This is a genomic window from Qipengyuania marincola, from assembly GCF_029688625.1.
GTDB lineage: Bacteria > Pseudomonadota > Alphaproteobacteria > Sphingomonadales > Sphingomonadaceae > Qipengyuania.
The window spans coordinates 228,407-249,193 of sequence record NZ_JARULC010000001.1; the positions used below are offsets into that span (position 1 = coordinate 228,407).

General features: G+C 64.8%; 22 protein-coding genes. 12 read left to right on the forward strand and 10 right to left on the reverse strand.

All coding sequences use genetic code 11. The features are described from left to right. Positions 1-10: 10 nt before the first annotated feature. The 6 genes from P8Q88_RS01185 to P8Q88_RS01210 are packed head-to-tail and all read right to left on the reverse strand — an operon-like array spanning position 11 to position 3,882. Positions 11-646 (reverse strand): riboflavin synthase, encoded by a 636-nt coding sequence (locus P8Q88_RS01185; RefSeq protein ID WP_278322003.1) that lies wholly within the window; start codon positions 644-646, stop codon positions 11-13. A gap of 19 nt (positions 647-665) precedes the next feature. Next, positions 666-1,640, reverse strand: a complete 975-nt coding sequence (ribD, locus tag P8Q88_RS01190; protein ID WP_278322004.1) for a bifunctional diaminohydroxyphosphoribosylaminopyrimidine deaminase/5-amino-6-(5-phosphoribosylamino)uracil reductase RibD — start codon at positions 1,638-1,640, stop codon at positions 666-668. Further along, positions 1,630-2,076, reverse strand: a complete 447-nt coding sequence (locus P8Q88_RS01195) for a hypothetical protein (RefSeq protein WP_278322005.1) — start codon at positions 2,074-2,076, stop codon at positions 1,630-1,632. Before P8Q88_RS01195 ends, ribD begins: the two co-directional genes overlap by 11 nt. Positions 2,077-2,117: 41 nt before the next feature. Further along, positions 2,118-2,840: a M48 family metallopeptidase gene (locus tag P8Q88_RS01200; protein ID WP_278322006.1), complete on the reverse strand. Its 723-nt coding sequence runs from the start codon at positions 2,838-2,840 to the stop codon at positions 2,118-2,120. After that, positions 2,837-3,301 carry a YcgN family cysteine cluster protein gene (locus P8Q88_RS01205; RefSeq protein WP_278322007.1) on the reverse strand — a complete coding sequence of 155 codons (465 nt, stop codon included), beginning with the start codon at positions 3,299-3,301 and terminating at the stop codon, positions 2,837-2,839. Before P8Q88_RS01205 ends, P8Q88_RS01200 begins: the two co-directional genes overlap by 4 nt. Continuing rightward, a complete protein-coding gene (locus P8Q88_RS01210; RefSeq protein ID WP_278322008.1) occupies positions 3,289-3,882 on the reverse strand; it encodes an SCO family protein in 594 nt (197 codons plus the stop codon). Before P8Q88_RS01210 ends, P8Q88_RS01205 begins: the two co-directional genes overlap by 13 nt. A gap of 98 nt (positions 3,883-3,980) precedes the next feature. Here P8Q88_RS01210 and P8Q88_RS01215 point away from each other — a divergent pair, with 98 nt between their 5' ends. From P8Q88_RS01215 to ssb, 5 genes are all read left to right on the forward strand, one after another. Further along, a complete protein-coding gene (locus P8Q88_RS01215) occupies positions 3,981-4,583 on the forward strand; it encodes an ankyrin repeat domain-containing protein (RefSeq protein ID WP_278322009.1) in 603 nt (200 codons plus the stop codon). Position 4,584: 1 nt separating this feature from the next. Then, positions 4,585-5,262 (forward strand): COQ9 family protein, encoded by a 678-nt coding sequence (locus tag P8Q88_RS01220; protein ID WP_278322010.1) that lies wholly within the window; start codon positions 4,585-4,587, stop codon positions 5,260-5,262. A 55-nt stretch (positions 5,263-5,317) separates the two neighbouring features. Beyond that, complete coding sequence (locus P8Q88_RS01225) at positions 5,318-5,557, forward strand: FeoA family protein (protein WP_278322011.1); 240 nt, start codon at positions 5,318-5,320, stop codon at positions 5,555-5,557. Then, positions 5,554-7,428 carry a ferrous iron transporter B gene (gene feoB / locus P8Q88_RS01230; protein WP_278322012.1) on the forward strand — a complete coding sequence of 625 codons (1,875 nt, stop codon included), beginning with the start codon at positions 5,554-5,556 and terminating at the stop codon, positions 7,426-7,428. The genes P8Q88_RS01225 and feoB overlap by 4 nt, the downstream gene beginning before the upstream one ends. 99 nt (positions 7,429-7,527) lie before the next feature. Then, entirely contained in the window at positions 7,528-8,070 is a 543-nt protein-coding gene (gene ssb / locus P8Q88_RS01235; RefSeq protein WP_278322013.1) for a single-stranded DNA-binding protein, read from the forward strand. Positions 8,071-8,839: 769 nt separating this feature from the next. Here the strand turns inward: ssb and P8Q88_RS01240 are convergent. Further along, positions 8,840-9,376 carry a YceD family protein gene (locus tag P8Q88_RS01240; protein ID WP_278322014.1) on the reverse strand — a complete coding sequence of 179 codons (537 nt, stop codon included), beginning with the start codon at positions 9,374-9,376 and terminating at the stop codon, positions 8,840-8,842. Continuing rightward, positions 9,373-9,891: a ubiquinol-cytochrome C chaperone family protein gene (locus P8Q88_RS01245; RefSeq protein ID WP_278322015.1), complete on the reverse strand. Its 519-nt coding sequence runs from the start codon at positions 9,889-9,891 to the stop codon at positions 9,373-9,375. Before P8Q88_RS01245 ends, P8Q88_RS01240 begins: the two co-directional genes overlap by 4 nt. 174 nt (positions 9,892-10,065) lie before the next feature. Here P8Q88_RS01245 and P8Q88_RS01250 point away from each other — a divergent pair, with 174 nt between their 5' ends. From P8Q88_RS01250 to P8Q88_RS01275, 6 genes are all read left to right on the forward strand, one after another. Further along, positions 10,066-10,527: an outer membrane protein assembly factor BamE gene (locus P8Q88_RS01250; RefSeq protein ID WP_278322016.1), complete on the forward strand. Its 462-nt coding sequence runs from the start codon at positions 10,066-10,068 to the stop codon at positions 10,525-10,527. Positions 10,528-10,575: 48 nt separating this feature from the next. After that, positions 10,576-11,136: an ATP-dependent protease subunit HslV gene (gene hslV, locus P8Q88_RS01255; RefSeq protein ID WP_278322017.1), complete on the forward strand. Its 561-nt coding sequence runs from the start codon at positions 10,576-10,578 to the stop codon at positions 11,134-11,136. A gap of 8 nt (positions 11,137-11,144) precedes the next feature. Further along, positions 11,145-12,443 (forward strand): ATP-dependent protease ATPase subunit HslU, encoded by a 1,299-nt coding sequence (hslU, locus tag P8Q88_RS01260; protein WP_278322018.1) that lies wholly within the window; start codon positions 11,145-11,147, stop codon positions 12,441-12,443. Continuing rightward, positions 12,443-12,841 (forward strand): ACT domain-containing protein, encoded by a 399-nt coding sequence (locus P8Q88_RS01265; protein WP_278322019.1) that lies wholly within the window; start codon positions 12,443-12,445, stop codon positions 12,839-12,841. Before hslU ends, P8Q88_RS01265 begins: the two co-directional genes overlap by 1 nt. Before the next feature lie 78 nt (positions 12,842-12,919). Beyond that, the gene (locus P8Q88_RS01270) at positions 12,920-13,516 is read left to right on the forward strand and encodes a class I SAM-dependent methyltransferase (protein WP_278322020.1); all 597 of its coding nucleotides are present in this window, start codon (positions 12,920-12,922) and stop codon (positions 13,514-13,516) included. Further along, the gene (locus P8Q88_RS01275) at positions 13,513-14,361 is read left to right on the forward strand and encodes a glycosyltransferase family A protein (protein ID WP_347568998.1); all 849 of its coding nucleotides are present in this window, start codon (positions 13,513-13,515) and stop codon (positions 14,359-14,361) included. Before P8Q88_RS01270 ends, P8Q88_RS01275 begins: the two co-directional genes overlap by 4 nt. Positions 14,362-14,365: 4 nt before the next feature. Here the strand turns inward: P8Q88_RS01275 and P8Q88_RS01280 are convergent, their stop codons facing one another. Then, positions 14,366-15,871 (reverse strand): SulP family inorganic anion transporter, encoded by a 1,506-nt coding sequence (locus P8Q88_RS01280; protein ID WP_278322021.1) that lies wholly within the window; start codon positions 15,869-15,871, stop codon positions 14,366-14,368. 222 nt (positions 15,872-16,093) lie between these two features. On the opposite strand from P8Q88_RS01280, the gene P8Q88_RS01285 reads away from it, so the two are divergent. Further along, positions 16,094-18,928, forward strand: coding sequence for a M16 family metallopeptidase (locus P8Q88_RS01285; RefSeq protein ID WP_278322022.1), 2,835 nt, complete (start codon positions 16,094-16,096; stop codon positions 18,926-18,928). On the opposite strand, the gene P8Q88_RS01290 is transcribed toward P8Q88_RS01285, so the two are convergent. After that, positions 18,929-20,743, reverse strand: coding sequence for an ABCB family ABC transporter ATP-binding protein/permease (locus P8Q88_RS01290; protein ID WP_278322023.1), 1,815 nt, complete (start codon positions 20,741-20,743; stop codon positions 18,929-18,931). Between the last annotated feature and the right edge of the window lie 44 nt (positions 20,744-20,787).

Genomic DNA, 20,787 nt, shown 5'->3' on the forward strand with positions numbered 1-20,787 from the left:
GAAAGACGCGTTACCCCGCCAGTGCCTGCATCCGCTTGAGGTACCGGGCCAGCACGTCGATCTCGAGATTGACGCGGTCGCCTTCGGTAAGGTCGCCCAGCGTCGTCACTTCACCCGTATGCGGGATGATGTTGACGGCGAAGTCGCACGTGCCGTCGTTGCGGTCGCGCACGTCGTTGACGGTCAGCGAAACGCCGTCGATGGTGATGGAGCCCTTGGGTGCGACGAAGGGGGCGAGGTCGCGCCCGATGCGGATGGCGATCTTTCGCGAACCGCCTTCCTCGCGCGCCAGCACGACCTGACCCACCGCATCCACGTGGCCGGTGACGATATGCCCGCCCAGTTCGTCGCCCAGCTTCAGCGCGCGTTCGAGATTGAGCTTGTGGCCCTCGCTCCACATGCTGCGCGCATTGCTGGCGTCGTCGCCGGTTTTCGAGACCGTTTCCTGCGATACGTCCACGGCGAACCACGCGTCGCCAGGCTCGCCCCCGCGGTCGACGACCGTCAAGCAGACGCCCGAACAGGCGATGGACGCGCCGATATCGATACTGTCCGGGTCATAGGGGCATGCGATCGTGACTCTGAGGTCGCGGCGCTGCTCGACGCTGGAGATGGTGCCGATGGCGGTGACGATGCCGGTGAACATGAACGCGAAAACTCCCCTGTCAGCGCAGGCGGCTGTAGGCTTCGTAGGCGTCGCTGCCAAGCTGTCGCCGCTCGACCCGATGCCAGCGGCCATGCGCATCATCGAGCGAGGCGAGACCGATGTCGCCCAGGGCATGCCGACCGGCACCGATGAGGATCGGCGCGCGATAGAGCTCCAAGCGGTCGACGAGGTCCTCGGCCAGAAAGCTCGCTGCGACCTGCGCGCCGCCTTCGATGTAGAGATATTGCGCCTCGTCCAGCCGGTCGATCTGCGACGGAGCGTTGATGACCTTCACACCGTCGGGCGGCACGCCACGAGTGAGGAGGACGCGCTGCGGGCTGCGCGACTCGAGACCGGGCAGACGGACATCGAGCCGGGGCCGGTCTGCCCGCCAGGTGCCGCCGCCGACCAGGATCGCATCGGCCATGGCGCGACGCGAATGGACATGCGCACGCGCCGCATCGCCTGTGATCCATTGGCTCTCCCCATCGGCCGTGGCGATACAGCCGTCGAGCGAAGTGGCGAGTTTGAGCGTGACATGCGGGCGCTTGTGCCTCGCCCGCACAAGATAGCCGACGAGGCTCGCCTCAACCGCGTCTTGCGGCAACAGGTCGACCGCGATGCCGGCTTGCCGCAAGCGCTCGATCCCGTCGCCCGAGGTCCGGGGATCGGGATCTTCGAGACCTATAACCGCACGCGCGATTCCTGCTTCGACCAGCAAATCGGCGCAGGCAGGGCCGCGCGCCGAACGATGGGCACAGGGCTCGAGCGTGACATAGGCGGTCGCCCCGCGCCCATCGGCACCGGCGTGCTGCAGGGCAATCGCCTCCGCATGGGGCCGGCCGCTCTCGCATGTCCAGCCGCGCGCGAGCAACTTGCCCTCTTTGACCAGGATGCATCCCACGGCGGGATTGGGTCGGCTCAGCGGGCGTCCGCGGGCAGCGAGCCGCGCGGCAGCTTCCAGCCATCGCGCATCGTCGCGATCAGTCGGCAATCGCCTGGCCTGCCTGATAGAGTTCGCGCTGCCGTGCCTCGGCCTTCGCGGCCTCGCGTGCGTTCTCGATTTCCGCCTCGCGCGCCATGGTGTCGACATCGAGGCCAGTTGCACGGCCTAGCGTCTTGTAGGCATCGACCTTTCGCTCGCGCAATTCGGCGCGCTCGGCTTCGAGCTGTTCCTTGCGGCGCTGGTTTTCCAGATTGCTCTGACGGATTTCCTCGTCGGTCCGGCCTTCGGCGAAGGTGCTGATATAGGTCACCTTGGGGGCGTCGGGCGGGCGGAAATGCGATTCCTGCGAGAGCGCCAGCAGCGCGCCGACCGGGATCAGGGCGGAGACGAAAAGCAGCGACCAGCGATACGGGCGCGGCTCGCGAATATAGTCCCACAGGTCGGCGACCCCGGACTTGACGTGAAACCTGCTCTTGAAACGCATGACGACAAGATAGGGATTTTTGATGAACCGCGCCAGTACGCTTAGCCGAAGGCAGCGTAGAGCGTGCGACCGTGGCGGCTGAGCCAGCGATTGGCCGCCTCGATATCGCCTTCGTACAGCCGACCCAGCAGCGCGTGGAACGCCGGCGAATGATCGAAGTGGACAAGATGCGCGACTTCGTGCGCCACGACCGAGCGGCGGACATGGCCAGGCGCCTGAACCAGTCGCCAGTTGAGCCGGAGCACGCCTTCGCTCGAGCAGCTGCCCCAGCGTCGCTTCGCCCGGGTGATCCGCGCCGTTGCCGCAGGCAATCCGGCGCGCTCGCAATAGTCGCGCGCATCGTCTCCAAACAGTCGCAAGGCCTCACCTTCCAGCCAGCGCTGCAACCGCGGATTGAGCGTATCGCGCGGTCCGCCGATACGTAAGCTGTCACCCGCATGCACCGGTTTGCGCGGTGCCGTCGCATCCCACACGATCGGGACCTGCTGGCCGCACCAGGTCACCACGCCCTCGCGCGCGGGATCGCGCGGCTCGGGCACCTTGGCCAGCTGGTCGGCCAGCCAGTCCGCGCGCGCATGGGCGAACGCGATCGCCTCGGCGCTGCGACACCATTGCGGCAAGGTGATGCGCACCGCCCTGCCATCCGGGGCGAGTCGCAGGGTAAGACGCTTGGCGCGCGCGTTGCGATTGAGCTCGATGGGCAGGATGCGTCCGTCGATTTCGACCTCGGGGTCCAGCGCTTCGCGGCGGAGCCAGTCGATCATGCCGCGGCGCTCTCTCCATCCTCGTCGCCCCAGTCGACGACATGGTGTTCGAGCGGGCCCGCTTCGTCTTCCTTGATCACCCGTCCGGCGACCGAGACGCCGGCGCGTATCACATCCTCGCGATCGCCCGTCAGCAGGTAATGCCACCGAGGCAGCGGGCGACCGTCGGCCCGCAGGCGATAGGCGCAGGTCGGCGGCAGCCATTCGACATCGTCGACGATCCGCAGGGTGAGACGCAGGCAATCGGGCACGAAGGCCTTGCGGCGCTTGTAGTCCGTGCATCGGGCAGTTGCGCAATCAAGCAGCTTGCAGGCGACATTGGTGTGCTCGATCTCGCCCGTGTCCTCATACTCGACCTTGTGCAGGCAGCAGCGCCCGCATCCATCGCACAGCGCCTCCCACTCCTCGCCGGTGAGGTCGGCCAGCGGCCGCTCCCAGAAGCGGTCCCTCAGCGCACCCATTTTTCCAGCTCCGCTGCGACAGCTTCGGGGCCCTGATCCGTGGGCAGGGTGGCAAGCGGCTCGCCATTCGGACCGAACAGCAGGGTCACATTGGTGTGGTTGACGAGGTAGCCCCCGGCTTCCGTTTCCTCCCCCTTCGAAAAGCTCGCAGCATATTGCTGCGCGACCTTGGTCAGCGTTTCCTCGTCGCCGGTCACGCCGATCAGGCGGGGATGAAAATTGTCGGTGAACTCGGTCAGCACCTCGGGCGTGTCGCGTTCGGTATCCACGCCCACGAAGATCGGCTGGATACGTGCGGCGAGTTCGGGACTTTGCTGCTCGAAGAGCTTCAGCCCCGCCATTGCTCGCTGGACATCGACAGGGCACACGTCGGGGCAATAGGTGTAGCCGAAGTAGATCGTGCGATACTGCCCGTCGAAATCGGAGAAGCTGACTGGCTCCCCGGTCTCGCCGGTCAGGGTGAAATCGCCGCCGATCGCCGCGCCTTCCAGCGGCGGCGGCTCTGCCGGGGCCTCGTTCGCGGCCGAACATCCGGCAAGGGTCAGGGCGGCGGCGATGGAAAGGTATGTGCGAGCAAGCATGGCATCCCGGTTCATGGTCTGCTAACCGCCCATCTTCAAGAGATGCGCGCGCGTTCTTGTACGGAAAATTACGGAAAGATGCAGGGGTTCGAGACGAAATGACGCGGTTTGTTCACGCGATACTGGGCGCAGCGGCTCTGGCGATGGTGGCGACGCCCGTCCATGCCCAGCGCAAGCGCGAGGGATATGAATTTCTCGAGGCCGTGCGCGAACGCGATGGCGACAAGGCGACCGAACTGCTGAACCAGCCGGGCAACGTGCTGGTCAATTCGCGCGACCTGTCGAATGGCGAGACCGGCCTGCATATTGCGGCCCAGCGCCGCGATGCAGTGTGGATCCGGTTCTTGCTGGGCAAGGGCGCCAATCCGAATATCGAGACCCGCACCGGCGTCACCCCACTTGAAACAGCAGTACAGCTTGGGTTCGTCGAGGGGGTCGAGGCCTTGCTGGCAGGCGGTGCTTCGCCGAACACCACCAATGCAGCGGGGGAAACGCCTCTGATTTCCGCCGTTCATCGGCGTGATGTCGAAATGATCCGCCTGCTGGTCGACAAGGGCGCCGACCCCTTGCGAACGGATAACTCCGGCCGCACCGCGCGCGATTACGCCGCGTTGAACGGCGCACGCTCGCAAGTGCTCGAAGCGCTCGATGCAGCGATCGAGGAAAAGGGAAAGGCGGCATCGGTCTATGGCCCCAACTGACATGGCAGATAGCGAAGACCTAACGGTCGATGATCTGACACTCGACGAGCTGCGGCTGGCGCTGGCCCCCGGCATTGCCGATGCGGCGGTGTTCGACGGCTGGACGGATGTCGCGCTCGAAATGGCTGCCGACCAGCTAGGTGCCGATCGCGATATTGCGCGGCTGGCATTCAAGGGCCAGGGCGCGATGGGCATGATCACTGCCTGGATCGAGACGATCGACCGGCAGATGATCCTCGACATGCCGCCGGAAAAGCTGGCGCAGATGAAGATCCGCGAACGTATCCGTAGCCTTGTCCAGTACCGGCTCGACGCAGTGCTCGGCCTCGAGGAATCGCTGCGCCGCGCGCTCGCCATCATGGCGATGCCGCAGAATGTCCCGGCGGCGCTCAGGACCGGATGGAACAGCGCCGATGTCATGTGGCGGCTCGCCGGCGATACGGCGACCGATTACAATCATTACACCAAGCGTGCGATCCTCGCGTCGATCTATGGCGCGACGCTGGCCGTGTTCGTCGAGGACGAGAGCGTGGACAAGGAAGAGACCCGCGCCTTTCTTGAACGCCGGATCGACGGCGTGATGAAGTTCGAGAAGGTGAAAGCGAAGTGGCTCAACCCTGATCGCGAGACTTTCAGTGTCACGCGATTTCTGGGACGTCTTCGCTACCCAGCGCGTTAACCCCGCTATTGATAATCGGTTGCAACAAGGCGTCGCATCTGACAGGGCGCTGGGCATGACTCTCGACGGGTTCGAACATGACAAGACCGCGCGGATCGTGGCGGTTGACTGGGCCGCGCTGGCCGAGGACGAGGCCAAGCGGCTGAAGGCGCTTGGCGTGGACGAGGGCGCCGAAGTCGCCGTGGTTCATCGTGGCATCTTCGGCACGCGCGATCCGCTCGCGATCCGTATCGGCCGCATGACCATCGCGCTGCGCCGCAGCCACGCGCTGGCGATCGAGGTCGAAGCTGCATGAGCCGCGACGATCCCGCCCCTGCGGCGAACCGCACGCGCACCGCGGCGCTCGTCGGAAATCCCAATTCGGGCAAGTCGGCGCTGTTCAACGCGCTGACTGGCGCGCGTCAAAAGATCGCGAACTATCCCGGAGTGACGGTCGAGCGGAAAGCCGGGCGACTGGCGTTGCCGGGACAGGAGCCGGTCGAACTGGTCGACCTGCCCGGTGCTTACAGCTTCGATGCCGCAAGCCCCGACGAGGAGGTGACGCGCAAGGTCGTCCATGGCGAATTCGCGGGCGAGCCGACGCCCGATGTCCTGATCCTCGTGCTCGATGCGGCGAACCTCGAACAGCATCTCGTCTTCGCGCAGGAAGTCCTCGAACTCGGGCGACCGACCGTGGTCGCGCTCAATATGGTCGATCTTGCCGAGCGTGACGGGCTGACACTTGATCCCGCGGCGCTGTCCGAAGCATTGGGCGTGCCAGTGGTCCCGACCGTGGCCGTGCGCCGCAAGGGCCTTACCGAACTCACCGCCGCCATCGCCGAAGCCGAGGCCCATGCCGACGATGACGCGCAAACGCGTTGGCACATCACGCTGCCTGAGCGGCGACTGGCGGCCAAGCACATGGCAAAGGGTGCGACACTATCGAAGTCGGCGCGCCACACGATCGAGAACGGCGTCGACCGCGTGCTGCTCAATCCGTGGATCGGACCGGTAATCCTGTTCGGCCTGCTGTTCGTGATCTTCCAGGCGGTGTTTGCCTGGGCGACGCCATTCGCCGATGCGCTGGAGGGCGGGGTGGGCGCCGTGTCCGCAGCTGTCACCGACACGATGCCCGAAGGCTTCGTGCGCGATTTTCTCACCGAGGGGGTACTCGCAGGCGTCGGCTCGGTGGTCGTTTTCCTGCCGCAGATCGTGATCCTGTTCTTCTTCATCCTGGTGATGGAGGCGAGCGGTTACATGGCGCGCGCGGCGTTCCTGATGGACCGGCTGATGGCGGGCGTAGGCCTGTCGGGCAAAAGCTTCATCCCGCTGCTGTCCAGCTTCGCCTGCGCCATCCCCGGCATCATGGCGACGCGCAGTATCCCCGACGCCAAGGACCGGCTGACGACGATCCTGATCGCACCGCTGATGACCTGCTCGGCGCGTTTGCCGGTCTATGCGGTGATCATCGCGGCGGTCATCCCCGCGACCAGTATCGGGCCAGGCATCGGGCTTCAGGGATTGGTGCTGTTTGCGCTTTATGTCGCCGGCATAGTCGGCGCGATGGTGGTCGCGCTGGTGCTGCGGCGCACGGTGGCGCAAGGCGCGGCGAGCGGGTTCATCATGGAGATGCCGCGCTACCAGCTGCCGCGCCTCAAGGACCTTGCCATCGGTTTGTGGCAGCGCGCCTGGGTGTTCCTGCGCCGCGCGGGCACGATCATCTTCACCGTCACGATCGTGCTGTGGCTGATGCTGAGCTTCCCCAAGGCCGATCCGGGCGAGAGCCAGATGGATGCGAGCGTTGCCGGCATGGTCGCCGACGGGCTGCACCCGATCCTCGAACCCATCGGCTTCAATCGCGAGATGAGCCTTGCGCTGGTCCCGGCGATGGCGGCGCGCGAAGTCGCGGTATCGGCACTGGCGACGACCTATGCGGTGGACGCGGCGGACGAGGAAGTCGCGGCCGAGGGCGTGACCGACAAGATCGCCGCGCTGTGGAGCCTGCCGACCGCGCTCGCCTTCCTCGCGTGGTTCGTCTTCGCGCCGCAATGCATTTCGACCATCGCGGTCGCCCGGCGCGAGACCAACGGGTGGAAATGGCCGGTGTTCATGCTCGTGTACTTGTTTGCACTGGCTTACGCCTTCGCAGGGCTGACATACTGGGGCGCAGTGGCGCTCGGGCTGTAGCAATTGCCTCCGGAGCGGTGTGGAAACTCCGCTCCGCCCCTAGAAGCGACTCGCGCCCTCCGTTAGGCCCTTCGCCAACAGACACGAAGGGACGATTCGATGGCCGGTAGCCTCAACAAAGTTATGCTCATCGGAAACCTCGGGGCCGATCCCGAGATCCGCAGCTTCCAGAACGGCGGCAAGGTCGCCAACCTGCGCATCGCGACCAGCGAGACGTGGAAGGACCGCAACACCGGCGAGCGGCAGGAGCGGACCGAATGGCACACCGTCGCGATCTTTTCCGAAGGCCTCGTCGGCGTGGTCGAACGCTATTTGCGCAAGGGCTCCAAGGTCTACATCGAAGGACAGCTGCAGACCCGCAAGTGGCAGGACCAGTCGGGCAACGACCGCTACTCCACCGAAGTCGTGATCCGCGGCCTCGGTGGCACGCTGACCATGCTCGACGGTGCGTCCGGCGGTGGTGGCGGTGGCGGAGGCCAGCGCGGCGGCGGCAATTGGGACCAGGGCGGCGGCGGACAGAGCTCCGGCGGCGGCGACAATTGGCGCAGCGGCGGCGGCTCGTCGGGTGGTTCGGGTGGCAGCTCGGGCGGTTCCGGCGGCGGCTCGAACTACGACGACCTCGACGACGATATTCCGTTCTGAGTCGAGGTCATCCGCGCTCAGCTTCATGCGGGCGATATTGAGATATGGACCGCCTGTTACACTGTCCAGGCAGGAAAACGACGCCCCCGGATGGGACCTTTCCGAGTGAACAGCCTCGGCGAACTCATGGGACGTGTGCAGCATGGCCTGATGGCTGGCATGATCGCTTGTGTGTAGGAAAGCGAAGTTTCTGCTAGCGACCCCAATCGCGGACATTCCTCAAGGCTCGGCCTTGTATCGTCATTCCAGCTTCGGGCGTTTGTCTCACATGGTCAAAAGACCGACATCGGTAAAGCTTGTCCGAAGCTTTCACCAAGGCGCGTTTGAAAATGCGTAAAAGCCCCTAGCTAGCGCTTACAGCGACGTTGGTAGGAGCAGCTTAGTGCAGCGTCTTTCCCAAGGAGACGCTTATGAAAAAGATTATGTTTGCTCTCGCTTTCGTCGCTATGGTGCAACCGCAGGCTGCCACAGCCGGACGACCCGACTTCCCAGCCTATCACGGTCAGAAAGATAAACCATTCAATTGGTGCAATTGGTTCACTGACGCCGGGCTCTTGGCACCATATAGAATCTTCTGTGTTCAGCGTCTGTGACCTGAGCCTAGTGGTAAAGGAAAGCTGATAGGGCCCGCGTGTCTCATGATTGCTAGCACGTTGCCAGATTGCTTCGGGAAGTGTCGCGCTCTCTTTAATGCGTTTCCGATAGCGGCCTCAGTGATGCAAATCGCGGTGCTCGCGGTAACTCTCTGCTTCCCACCCAGTAGCCGCCGCTAGTCGCCCTTCCCCTTTAACGCCGCCAGCGCCTCCGCCAGCGGCCCGCTCGGCGCTTCTTCTTCGTCGCTGACGATCCCTGCAGCTTTGCGCGCTTCGTCCGCTCCCGGTCCCTCGCGATAGGGGTCGATGGCAAGGGCCAGCGTCTGCGCGATGGCTTCGCCGAGGTCGAAACTATCGCCTTCGTATTCGATCTCGTCGAGATCCTCGCTGTCCAGTTCGATCTCCTCGTCGGGCGCATACTCCGGCACCGATCCGGCGGGGACAAAGCGCAGGGTCAGCACTTCCTCGACATCGTAGGTCAGCGGCTCGCGCGTTACGGCGCAGGGCTGTTCGATGGTGGCCAGCAGACGGCCGTTGGCCAGCACCGCGCCATCCTTCGTGTCGAACTCGACATGGGCATTGAGCGCATCGACCGCCGTCACGCCAAAGCGCCTGGCCAACGCCTCGCGCTCGGCCGTGTCGGCGGTGATCGTCATGGCGTCGGCGGGCAGCGCGCGCGGCTTGACGAGGCGGACGAGTTCGGGCGCGCTCATGCCGCGATCTCGCCTTTGTGCAATGTCTCGAAACCGGTCCGCTCCAGCCGCGCGTGCAGCGCCGCCATGCGCTGGACCAGCGCCTCGGCCTCGTCGGGCTGGGCCATGGTGACATTGCGGCGCACCGCCTCCACCAGCACCTTCGGATCGCTGCGCAATCCTTCGCGATAGGCGCCGATGCGCCCGTTCATGCTGGCCATCACGGCGGAGAGCTTCTTGCCGACGGTCGGATCCCCGATCCCGGCCTCGCGCAGCTGGCCTTCCATGTCCTCGGCGAACAGCTCGGTCAGGCGGGCGCTGGCATTGCTGCCTTCCTCGCCCGCATCGTCCAGCCGCAGCATCACCAGCGCCAGCACCAGCGTGACCATGTCATAGCGGCCCTCCAGCGAATCCGCGACGCCGCACATGCGGTACCAGTCGGGATCGCGCGCTTCTTCCACCACGCGGTGCCACAGCGGGCGCCATTCCTCGCGCGGGTCCTCGGAAAGGCCGAACAGGCGTGCGAAAAAGGACATGCAGATCTCCGTTCAGCGGCAATACAGGCCGCGATCCCCAGTCGCTGATCCCCAAGCGATCGGCAACAGTGACATTGCATGGGCCGATGCTTTGCGACTAAGGCGTTGGCCGAGCATATAGGGACGCACGCCCATGCGGCCAAGCGGACTTGAAGACGGAGATTTGCTGTTCCCATGAACAGGACCAAGATTGTCGGCCTCTGCGCCATTGCCCTTGCAGGTGTGGCTACCGTTGCGTGCCAGCCGATCCGCGAAACGCGCGGCTATATTGTCGATCCGGTGCTGACCCAGTCTATCCAGCCGGGCATCGACAACCAGCAGTCGGTCGCAGGGACGCTCGGCCGTCCGACCTTCACCAGCCAGTTCGGTCAGCCGACCTGGTATTACGTGTCGAGCACGACTGGGCGCAAACCCTTCGTGCGTCCGCGCATCCAGCAGCATCAGGTGCTTGCCGTGACCTTCGATCCCGCCGGCAATGTCGTGGCGGCGGAACGCAGCGGGCTGGAGCAAGTGGCCTATCTGCGCCCCGACGGCGATGAAACGCCGACGCTGGGCCGGGAACGCAGCTTCCTGGAAGACCTGTTCGGCAACATCGGCGCGGTCGGCGCGCCTGGCGTCGGCGGCCCGCAGCAGTAATCCTTCTGGCGGCTTGACCCTCCCCGCGCGCGCCCCATATCGCGCGGCATGAGTTCACACAGCGAAAGCCACGGCATCGTCCAGTGGCACTCCACCACCATCGTCGGCGTCAAACGCGGCGACAAGATCGTGATTGCCGGGGACGGGCAGGTCTCCATGGGCAATACGGTGATGAAGCCCAATGCGAAGAAGGTTCGCCGCATCGGCGAGGATGGCAAAGTCGTCGCCGGATTTGCGGGCGCCACGGCAGATGCCTTCACCCTGTTCGAGCGGCTGGAGAAAAAGCTCGAGCAATATAATGGCCAGCTGCTGCGCGCCGCCGTCGAGCTGACCAAGGACTGGCGCACGGACAAATACCTACGCAATCTCGAAGCGCTGATGATCGTGGCGGACAAGGAGAACCTCCTCGTCCTCACGGGTAATGGCGACGTGCTGGAGCCCGAAGGCGGAATTACTGCCATCGGCTCGGGCGGGAATTATGCGCTGGCGGCGGCCAAGGCGGTTGCCGAATACGAGGAAGATCCCGAAAAGATCGCGCGCAAGGCGATGCAGGTCGCCGCCGACATCTGCGTCTTCACCAATGGCAATGTGACCGTAGAGACGGTCTGAGAGATTTCATGGACAATCTGACCCCCAAGGCGATCGTCGCCGCGCTGGACGAGCACATCATCGGCCAGAAAGATGCCAAGCGCGCCGTGGCCGTGGCCCTGCGCAATCGCTGGCGCCGGCAACGGCTCGATCGCGACTTGCGCGACGAGGTGACGCCCAAGAACATCCTGATGATCGGCCCCACCGGCTGCGGCAAGACCGAGATCAGCCGCCGCTTGGCGAAGCTGGCCGAAGCGCCTTTCGTGAAGGTGGAAGCGACCAAATTCACCGAGGTCGGCTATGTCGGCCGCGACGTGGAGCAGATCGCCCGCGACCTCGCCGAAGAGGCGATCCGGCTGGAGAAAGAGCGCCGCCGGGAGGCCGTGAGAGAAGCCGCGAGCGAGGCCGCAATGGACCGGCTGCTGACCGCGCTGGTCGGCGACAATGCCAGCGAGGCGACGCGCGAGGCCTTCCGGGCGCGCATCGTCGACAACTCGATGAACGACACCGAGGTCGAGATCGAGGTCAAGGACCAGCCGCAGTCGAACATGGAAATTCCCGGCATGCCCGGCAATGTCGGCATGATCGATCTGTCCGACATGCTGGGCAAGGCGATGGGCCGCTCCAACCTGAAGCGGCGCAAGCTGAAAGTGCCCGATGCGTGGGACCGGCTGGTCGAGGAAGAGTCCGAGAAGCGCATGGATCAGGACGACGTCAACCGCGTCGCCCTGGAAAACGCCGAGACCAACGGCATCGTCTTCCTCGACGAGATCGACAAGATCGCGGTCAGCGACGTGCGCGGCGGTTCGGTGAGCCGCGAAGGCGTGCAGCGCGACCTGCTGCCGCTGATCGAAGGCACGACCGTCGCCACGAAATACGGCCCGATGAAGACCGATCACGTGCTATTCATCGCGAGCGGCGCGTTCCACGTCGCCAAGCCGAGCGACATGCTGCCCGAACTGCAGGGCCGCCTGCCGATCCGCGTCGAGCTGCGCGCGCTGACCGAGGAAGACTTCGTGCGGATCCTCAAGGAAACGCGCGCCAACCTCGTCGACCAATACACCGCGCTGCTCGGGACCGAAAAGGTTTCCCTCGACTTCACCGACGAGGCGATTGCCGAAGTCGCGAAGATCGCCGCGCGGGTCAACGAGAGCGTCGAGAACATCGGCGCCCGCCGTCTGCAGACGGTGATGGAGCGCCTGCTCGAAGACATCAGTTTCGAAGCCGAGGAGCACCAGGGCGAGACGATCACCATCGATGCCGACTATGTGCGCGAGCGGCTCGACGATCTGTCCGGCGATACCGACCTGTCGAAATATATCCTCTGATGCCGGAGACGGTCCGCGGTGCGCAGGCGATGATCGCGCAGATGGCGCCGCGGCTCGATGCGTCCGGACCTTGGTGCTTCGTCGACGTGACGCCGGACCGTGCGCCCGAACTGCTCGGCGCGGCGCTCGCCACCTTCCGCGAAGCCGAAGGCGTGAGCGCCATCGTACCCGGACATCTCGCATCCGAAGGCGCACCGCATTTCGCGCGGATCACGCTGGAGGTCTATTCCGACCTAGAGGCATGCGGGCTGACGGCAGCGGTCGCAGGCGCACTGGCCGAGGCCGGGATTGCCTGCAACATGGTCGCGGCCTTGCACCATGATCATCTGTTCGTGCCGTGGGCTGAAGCCGACGAAGCGCTGCAGACCCTGCGCAGGCTTTCCGAAAAAGCCCGTTGATCAATGGTCGGCTTCGCGCCAGCATATTGACGTGGCCGGTAAATCAAATTTAGCGATACGGCGCTACGAGCCGCGCGCATGAAGCAGCAGGCCATCGCTCTTGCAGGGCGCGTCTCGCGCGCCGTCGGTTACGACAAGACGCACCTTACGCGCACGGTCGCCTATCGCACGATCGATGCCTTCCTCGACACCTTGCCCGTGAAAGAGATGGACGCGCTGGAGATTGCGGCGGGCTGGAAATGGCGCGAGCGCAATTGGGGCAGTTTTACCGAAATGAACTGGCCCGAGTACGACATCTGCAACGATGTGCTCGACCGCCAGTTCGACATCTGCATTGCCGATAATGTGTGGGAGCATCTCGTCCGTCCCTATCGTGCGACCAAACATGTACTGCAGATGCTCAGGCCCGGCGGGATCTTCGTCAACATCACGCCCTTCCTGATCCGTCAGCACGCGGTGCCGGTGGACTGCACGCGCTGGACCGAACTCGGCATGCGCAATTTCCTCGTCGAGACCGGCTTCGATGAAGCGGGCATCGAAACCGGATCCTGGGGCAATCGCCGCGCGGTGAAGGCAAATCTGAACAGGTGGGCGCGGACCGGCTGGCAGCGTCGCCTGAAGAACGAGCCCGATTTTCCCGTCACGGTGTGGGCCATCGCCCGCAAGCCGAAATGACGCAAAGCCTGCCGGTCGTCGTCGCAGTGATGGCGCATAACGAGGAGCGGCGGATCGCCCGCTGTCTTGCGAGCCTTCCGACGAAGGATGCGGGTTTCGACGTGCATGTGGTGGTCAATGGCTCGAAGGATCGTACCGCAGAAATCGCGCGCGGCGTTCGGGGCGTTACGGTCCACGACTGGCCGCAGGACGGCAAGTCGCGCAACTGGAATCGGTTCGTCTTCGACACGCCGGAGGCGAGGGGCAGGCATTTCGTCTTCGTGGACGGGGACGCCGAAGTCCTCCCCGGTTCGATCCCCGCGCTTGTGACTGCGCTGGAGAAACGCGGGGTCAACGCTGCCTCCGCGCTGCCCGCCAATGGCCGCCGGGTAGCGGCCTATCGCGCACAGATGCTGCGCGAGCATGGCTTGTTCGGCGATCTCTATGCCCTGAGCGGCGGGTTCGTGACGCGATTGCGCGAAGGAAATCTACGGTTGCCCGACGATCTGGTTGGCGATGACGGCTTGCTTTGCGCCATGGCGAAGACCGATCTTTCCGACGAAACGCAATGGGACGACACGCGCGTCCAGCCGGTCGAGGCAGCCGGGTTCCTGTGCGACCCGGTGCAACTCTCACCTGGCGACCTTGCCCTGCAGGCGCGCCGGATGCGCAACTATTCCCTGCGCCATTTTCAGAACCGTATCGTCTCCGACATCATGCGAGCAGAGGGACCGCGCGGGCTCCCCCGGCGCCTTGCCGCGTTTTATCCGCGCTACCTGCCGCACTTCACCCCGCGCCGCGACCCGCGCCTGTGGTGGTTCGACCGGCAGGCGCTTCGACTGATGGCCGAGGCCGTTTCGGGATAGTCGATCAGGGGTGCGGAGCGAGGCCGGTTTCGACGCCGGTCTTGTCGGTCAGGGCGAATTTGTCGACCAGGTCGCTGCTCGCCCGGTTGAGCCCGCGCACGCGCACGCTGCGACCGTTGCGGCGCATGCGCTCGACGACCTTGTCGAGCGCGGCCACCGCCGAGATATCCCAGAAATGCGCCTTGCGCACATCGATGATCACATGGTCGGCCGGGTCGGGCTGGATGCTTTCCGGGCCCAGGGCCGCTTCGAACCGTTCCACGCTGGCGTAGAAGATCTGGCCCTTGGCGCGGTAGATCGCGGTGTTGCCATCGCGCTCGCGCACCACTTCGAACATGGTCATGACCTTGTGGGTGAAGAATACGCCCGACAGGATCACCCCTGCGAGCACGCCGAGCGCGAGGTTGTGTGTCGCAACCACGACGATGACGGTTGCGACCATCACGACGCTGGATTGCCACGGATGCTTGGTCAGGTTGGGGATCGAGTTCCAGCTAAAGGTCCCGATCGAAACCATGATCATGATCGCGACCAGCGCGGGCATCGGCACCTGGCCCACCAGATCGCCCAGGGCGGCGAGCAGGACCAGCAGCGCGAGGCCCGCGGTGAAGGTCGATAGCCGCCCGCGTCCGCCGCTGGTCACGTTGATCACCGACTGGCCGATCATCGCGCAGCCGCCCATGCCGCCGAACAGCGCGGCGACGATGTTCGCCACGCCCTGGCCCGCGCTCTCGCGGCGCTTGTTCGACCCGGTATGCGTCATGTCGTCGACGATCTGTGCGGTCAGCAGGCTTTCGAGCAGGCCGACGGCCGCCATGGTCGCGGAATAAGGCGCGATGATGCGCAGGGTTTCCCAGGTCAGCGGCACGTCTGGCAGCGCGAAATAGGGCAGGCCTTCGGGTAGTTCGCCCATGTCGGCGACAGTGTTCACCGGCGCTTCGATCCAGATGCTGAGCGCGGTCAGGATGACGATGGCGACCAGCGGGCTGGGGACGGCGGTGGTCAGCCGGGGCAGGAGATAGATGACCGCCAGCGCCGCTGCGACCATGACATAGGTCACCCAGGTAACCCCCGGATTGCCGAGAGTCAGCTCCGGCAGCTGGGCCATGAAGATCAGGATCGCGAGCGCATTGACGAAGCCGGTGATGACGGAGCGGCTGACGAACTGCATCAACAGGTCGAGCCGCAACAGCGCCGCGATCGCCTGGAACACGCCCATCAGGATGGTGGCGGCGAACAAATATTCGACGCCGTAATCGCGTACCAGCGGCACGACCACGACCGCCACGGCGGCGGTGGCGGCGCTGATCATGCCGGGTCTGCCGCCGGTGAACGCAATGACCATCGCGATGGCGACCGATGCGTACAGCCCGACGCGCGGATCGACTCCGGCGATGATCGAGAAGCCGATCGCTTCGGGAATGAGAGCCAGGGCCACGACGAGCCCGGCAAGGACATCGGCGCGGATATTGGAGAGCCAGTCGCGGCGAAACGCGCTGCGGTCGAGCATGTCGGGAGTTTCCGTCTATCGTGTGAAGAGCGGCCATGAGCGGCCGCAAAGATATGCGGCACACATGGACTATGCTGCACTGCAACACAACCCGACGCCCGGATTTTTTGTCGGCAGGCGAGACAATTAGGCCGGGAAAAGAAGGCAGGGCTGTTGCGCGGTGAGAAATAAGACGACAAGCTGCGGCGCGTCATTTCTCAAAATGTATCGGGGGTTCGCTTCATGTTTCGCACAATGCTTGCCGCAGGCGTCGCTTCGCTTGCCATTCTTTCTGCATCGCCCGCGCTGGCCGATGATCACACAGCCAGCAGCGGCGAAGTCGTCGCACCCGCGATCGAATTCGAGCGCTGGACTTTGGATAACGGCCTGCAGGTCATTGCCATTCCGGATGCGTCGACCGGTACTGTAACCACGTCGATGTGGTACGAAGTCGGATCGAAGTCCGACCCCGAGGGGCGGAGCGGCTTTGCCCATCTGTTCGAGCATATCCTAAGCCGCAAAACGCTGAACATGCCGTACAACCTGATCTACGGCCTCACCGCCGACGTCGGCGGCACGCGCAATGCGACCACGAATGCCGACCGGACCAATTATTTCGAGATCGTGCCTGCCGAATATCTCGAGGCGATGCTGTGGACCCATCGCGAACGCATGGCCTTTCCGGTGATCGACCAGGACGTATTCGACAAGGAACGCGACGTGGTGAAGGAAGAGCTGCGCCAGCGCGTCTATGCGCCGCCCTATGGCCGCTTTTCCAGCTTCGTCATCCCCGAGACGACCTATGACGCGCTGCCCTATCGCCGGCCGACGATCGGCAGCATCGAGGAACTCGATTCCGCCGAGCTCGACGATGCGCGCGCCTTCCACCAGGCCTATTACGGTCCCGACACCGCGACGCTGATCGTTGCCGGCAATTTCGAGGTTTCGGATCTGCGCCAGCTGGTCGATGAATATTTCGCCGACATCCCGCGTCGCGAGAACCCGGTCGAGATCGCCTTTGATATCGACGTGCCCGAGCGGACCGAGGCGCGCAGCGTCACTGCGACTGCGCCCAACGTCCCGCTGCCGCTGGTCGGCACGGTGTGGAAACTGCCGTCGATCACCCATCCCGACGGGCCGGCATTGCTGGTGCTCGATGCGATCATGGCGCGCGGCCAGAACAGCCGCATGCAGGCTGCGCTCGTGCGCTCGGGCAAGGCCGTGCAGGCGATCCATGAAGTCGGATTGCAGGAAGAAGGCGGCGTGCTCGCGCAGTTCGCGGTCATCAATCCGCAGGCCAATGTCGACGAGGTGCGCGGCATTCTCGAGGCCGAGCGCGAACGCGTGAAGGCCGAGGGCGTGACCGAGGCCGAACTCGCCGAAGCGAAGAACGAGCTGCTGGCCACGGCGCTGCGCCAGCGCGAGACCGCCCGCGGGCGCGCGTTCGAGCTGGGCGAGGCCTTGCTGACCACCGGCGATCCGTCTTTCCCCGACAAGCGGCTGGCGGGCATCGCCGCAGTTACCACCGCCGATGTGCAGCGCGTGGCGCAGACCTATTACGATCCCGACGCGCGCACGGATATCCTCTACACCGCGGGCGAGGACGACCCGAGTTCCTACGCCAACCCCTATCCGATGCCGACTTTCAAGACGCTGCCCCCCGCCACGGGCGAGCCGCTGGCAGTCGCGCCCGAGGGCGTGCGCGAGACGGTGCCGGGTCCGGGCCAGCGCCCGCAACTGGAAGCTGCGCCGATCGTCGAAGCCACCCTTGCGAACGGCATCGAAGTCGTCGCGACGCAGACCGGCGATGTTCCGCTGGCGACGATGACCGTGCTGGTGCCCGGCGGTTCGATCAGCGATCCGCGCGCGAAGGCCGGCCTAGCGCAGATGACCGCGCAGCTGGCAGACAAGGGCGCAGCCGGTTTCGACGAGACCGAGATCGCGCGGCGGCTCGAAAGCCTGGGTGCGAGTTTCGGGGCGACGGCCGGTTCGCAAGGCTCGTTCTTCAGCCTGACGGCCCCGGTCGCCAATCTGGAAGAAGCGGGCAAGGTGCTCGCCACGATCATTACCTCGGCCGACTATCCGGCGGACGCCTTCGAACGCGAGCGCAAGCGCGCAATCGACGGGCTGGCAGCCTCGCTCAAGGATCCGGGTGCGCTGGCCGGGATGGCTGCACGGCCGGTCCTCTATGGCGATTCGCCTTACGGCACCTTGCCGGGCGGCACGCAGGCGAGCCTTGCCGAGCTGACCCGCGAGGACCTGGTCGAACATCGCAGGGCTTACTGGCATCCGGCGCGCGCGCAAGTCATCGTCAGCGGCGGCATCGCACCCGAGCAGGCGATCGAGCTCACCAGCACGCTGTTGGGCGATTGGCAGGGCGAGGGCGAGCCGCCGGTCGAGATCGCCAATCCGACCGGTGCCGCCGAACCCGTCCGCACGGTGGTGATCGACATGCCCGATGCGGGGCAGGCGGCAGTCTATGCCGGCATGCGCGCGCCATCGCGCCAGGCGGGCGATTATTACGCGATCGAACTTGCCAATGCGATCCTCGGCGGCGGCTCCAGCGGCCGCCTGTTCGAGGAGGTCCGGACCAAGCGTTCGATCAGCTATGGCGCGGGCAGCGGGCTCGGCACCGACATGCTACTTGCCTCCTCGCAAACGCAGAATTCGACCGCCGACGAAGTGGTGCAGGTCTTCCTCGACGAATTCGACCGTCTGGGTGACGAGGCCATCGCCGCCGACCTGCTGGATCGGCGGCGGCTTTATCTCGGCGGCAACTATGCGCGCAGCCTGGAAAGCTCGGCCGGATTTAACAGCATCGTCGCCAATCTGCTGCTCGACGGGCTCGAGCCGGCCGAAGCGGCGCGCTATGCCGACCGGCTGGCAGCTGTCTCGCCAGAGGCAGCGACCAAGGCTGCGGCCGATTACGTGGGTTCGGAAAAGGCGACGATCATCATCGTCGGCAATGCGGACGAATTCCTCGACGATCTCAAGGCAATCCGCCCCAATGTCGAAGTGATCGATGCCGAGACGCTGGACCTGTCTTCGAAGACGCTGACCTTCGCAGTCGGCGACTGATTATCCTGCGGCGACCGCCAGGCCTTCATCGGCCTGGCGGGCCCACATGTCCGCATAGAGGCCGCGTGCGCGCAGCAGTTCGCCATGCGTCCCGCTTTCAGCAAGCCGGCCTTGCTCGAGGACGAGGATGCGATCCGCATCGGCAATGGTCGAAAGCCGATGGGCGATGGCGAGGGTGGTGCGGTGTTCCGACACGCGGTGCAGCGTGCCGAGAATTTCCTGCTCCGTCCGGCTGTCGAGCGCGCTCGTCGCCTCGTCCAGCAACAGGATCGGCGGATCCTTCACCAGTGTGCGGGCGATGGCAACGCGCTGTTTCTCGCCGCCCGAAAGCTTAAGTCCGCGCTCGCCCACTTCGGTTTCGAAACCATCCGGCAGCCGTTCGATAAAGGGCAGGATCGCTGCCGAACGGGCCGCCTCGACGATCTGGTCATGCGTCGCTTGGTCCCGGCCATAGGCGATATTGTAGCCGATCGTGTCATTGAACAGCACGCTGTCCTGCGGGACGATGCCGATCGCTTCGCGCAGCGAGGCTTGCGTCACCTGAGCGATATCCTGCCCGTCGATCAGGATGCGACCCGACTGCGGATCGTAGAAGCGGAACAGCAGCCGACCGATGGTGCTCTTGCCCGCGCCGGACGGGCCGACGATGGCGATATGGCTGCCGGCGGGCACCTCGAAGCTGAGGCCATGCAGGATCGTGCGTTCCGGTTCGTAGCCAAAGACGACGTTGTCGAAGGTTACGGTCGGGCGCTTTATCATCAGTGCGGGCGCGCCTGGGCGGTCCTCGACTTCGACATCGCTATCGATCAGGCGGAACATGGCCGCCATGTCGATCAGCCCCTGGCGGATAGTGCGATAGACCCAGCCCAGCATATCGAGCGGGCGGAAAAGTTGCATGAGATAGGTGTTGACCAGTACCAGGTCGCCCGTAGTCAGTTCGCCCCGGCTCCAGCCCCATACGGTGAAGGCCATGGCACCGCCCATCAGCAAATTCATGATCAGCGCCTGGGTGATGTTGAGAAGGCCGAGCGAATTTTCGGACCTGATCGCAGCCTCGGCATAGGCATGGGCGGAGCGGGCGTAGCGGTCCTGCTCGCGCCCCTCGGCACCGAAATACTTGACCGTTTCGTAATTCAGCAGGCTGTCGACCGCGCGCGCCAGCGCCTGCCCGTCGAGATCGTTCATCCGGCGGCGCAGCGCGGTGCGCCATTCGGTAATCCAGCGCGTGATTGCGATATAGGCGACCACAGTGGCGCCGGTGGCGGCGACCAGTTCCCAGCCGAAATTGATGTAGAAGATCACGCCGACGGCGATCAGCTCGATAATCGTCGGCGCAATGTTGAACAGCAGGAAATAGAGCATGGAATCGATGCTCTTCGTGCCGCGTTCGATCGTCTTGGTGACCTCGCCCGTGCGCCGCGAAAGATGGAAGCGCAGCGACAACTGGTGCAACCGGGCAAAGGTGTCTTCGGCCAGATTGCGGGTCGCGTCCTGTCCCACCCGCTCGAAGGTGATATTCCGCAGATTGTCGAAGGCAACGCCGGCAAAGCGGCCTGCCGCATACGCGATAACGAAGGCGAGCGCGACCATTGCCGCCTCGTTTGCCGGCGTGGTCATCGCATCGACCGCGCGCTTGTATGCAAAGGGCAGGGCGAGCGTCGTCGCCTTCGCCGCCAATACGAAAACCATCGCGCCGATGATCCGCCGCTTCAGCTGCGGATTTCCCTCCGGCCACAGATAGGGAAGGAAGCGACGGATCGTCGCCCAGCTTTCGGCATCGTCGCGCTGGTCGGAAGTGGCGGTATCGGGGGGCATTGCCGCGCCCATCTGGGGTGGGGCGGCGGTTTAGGCAAGCGCGC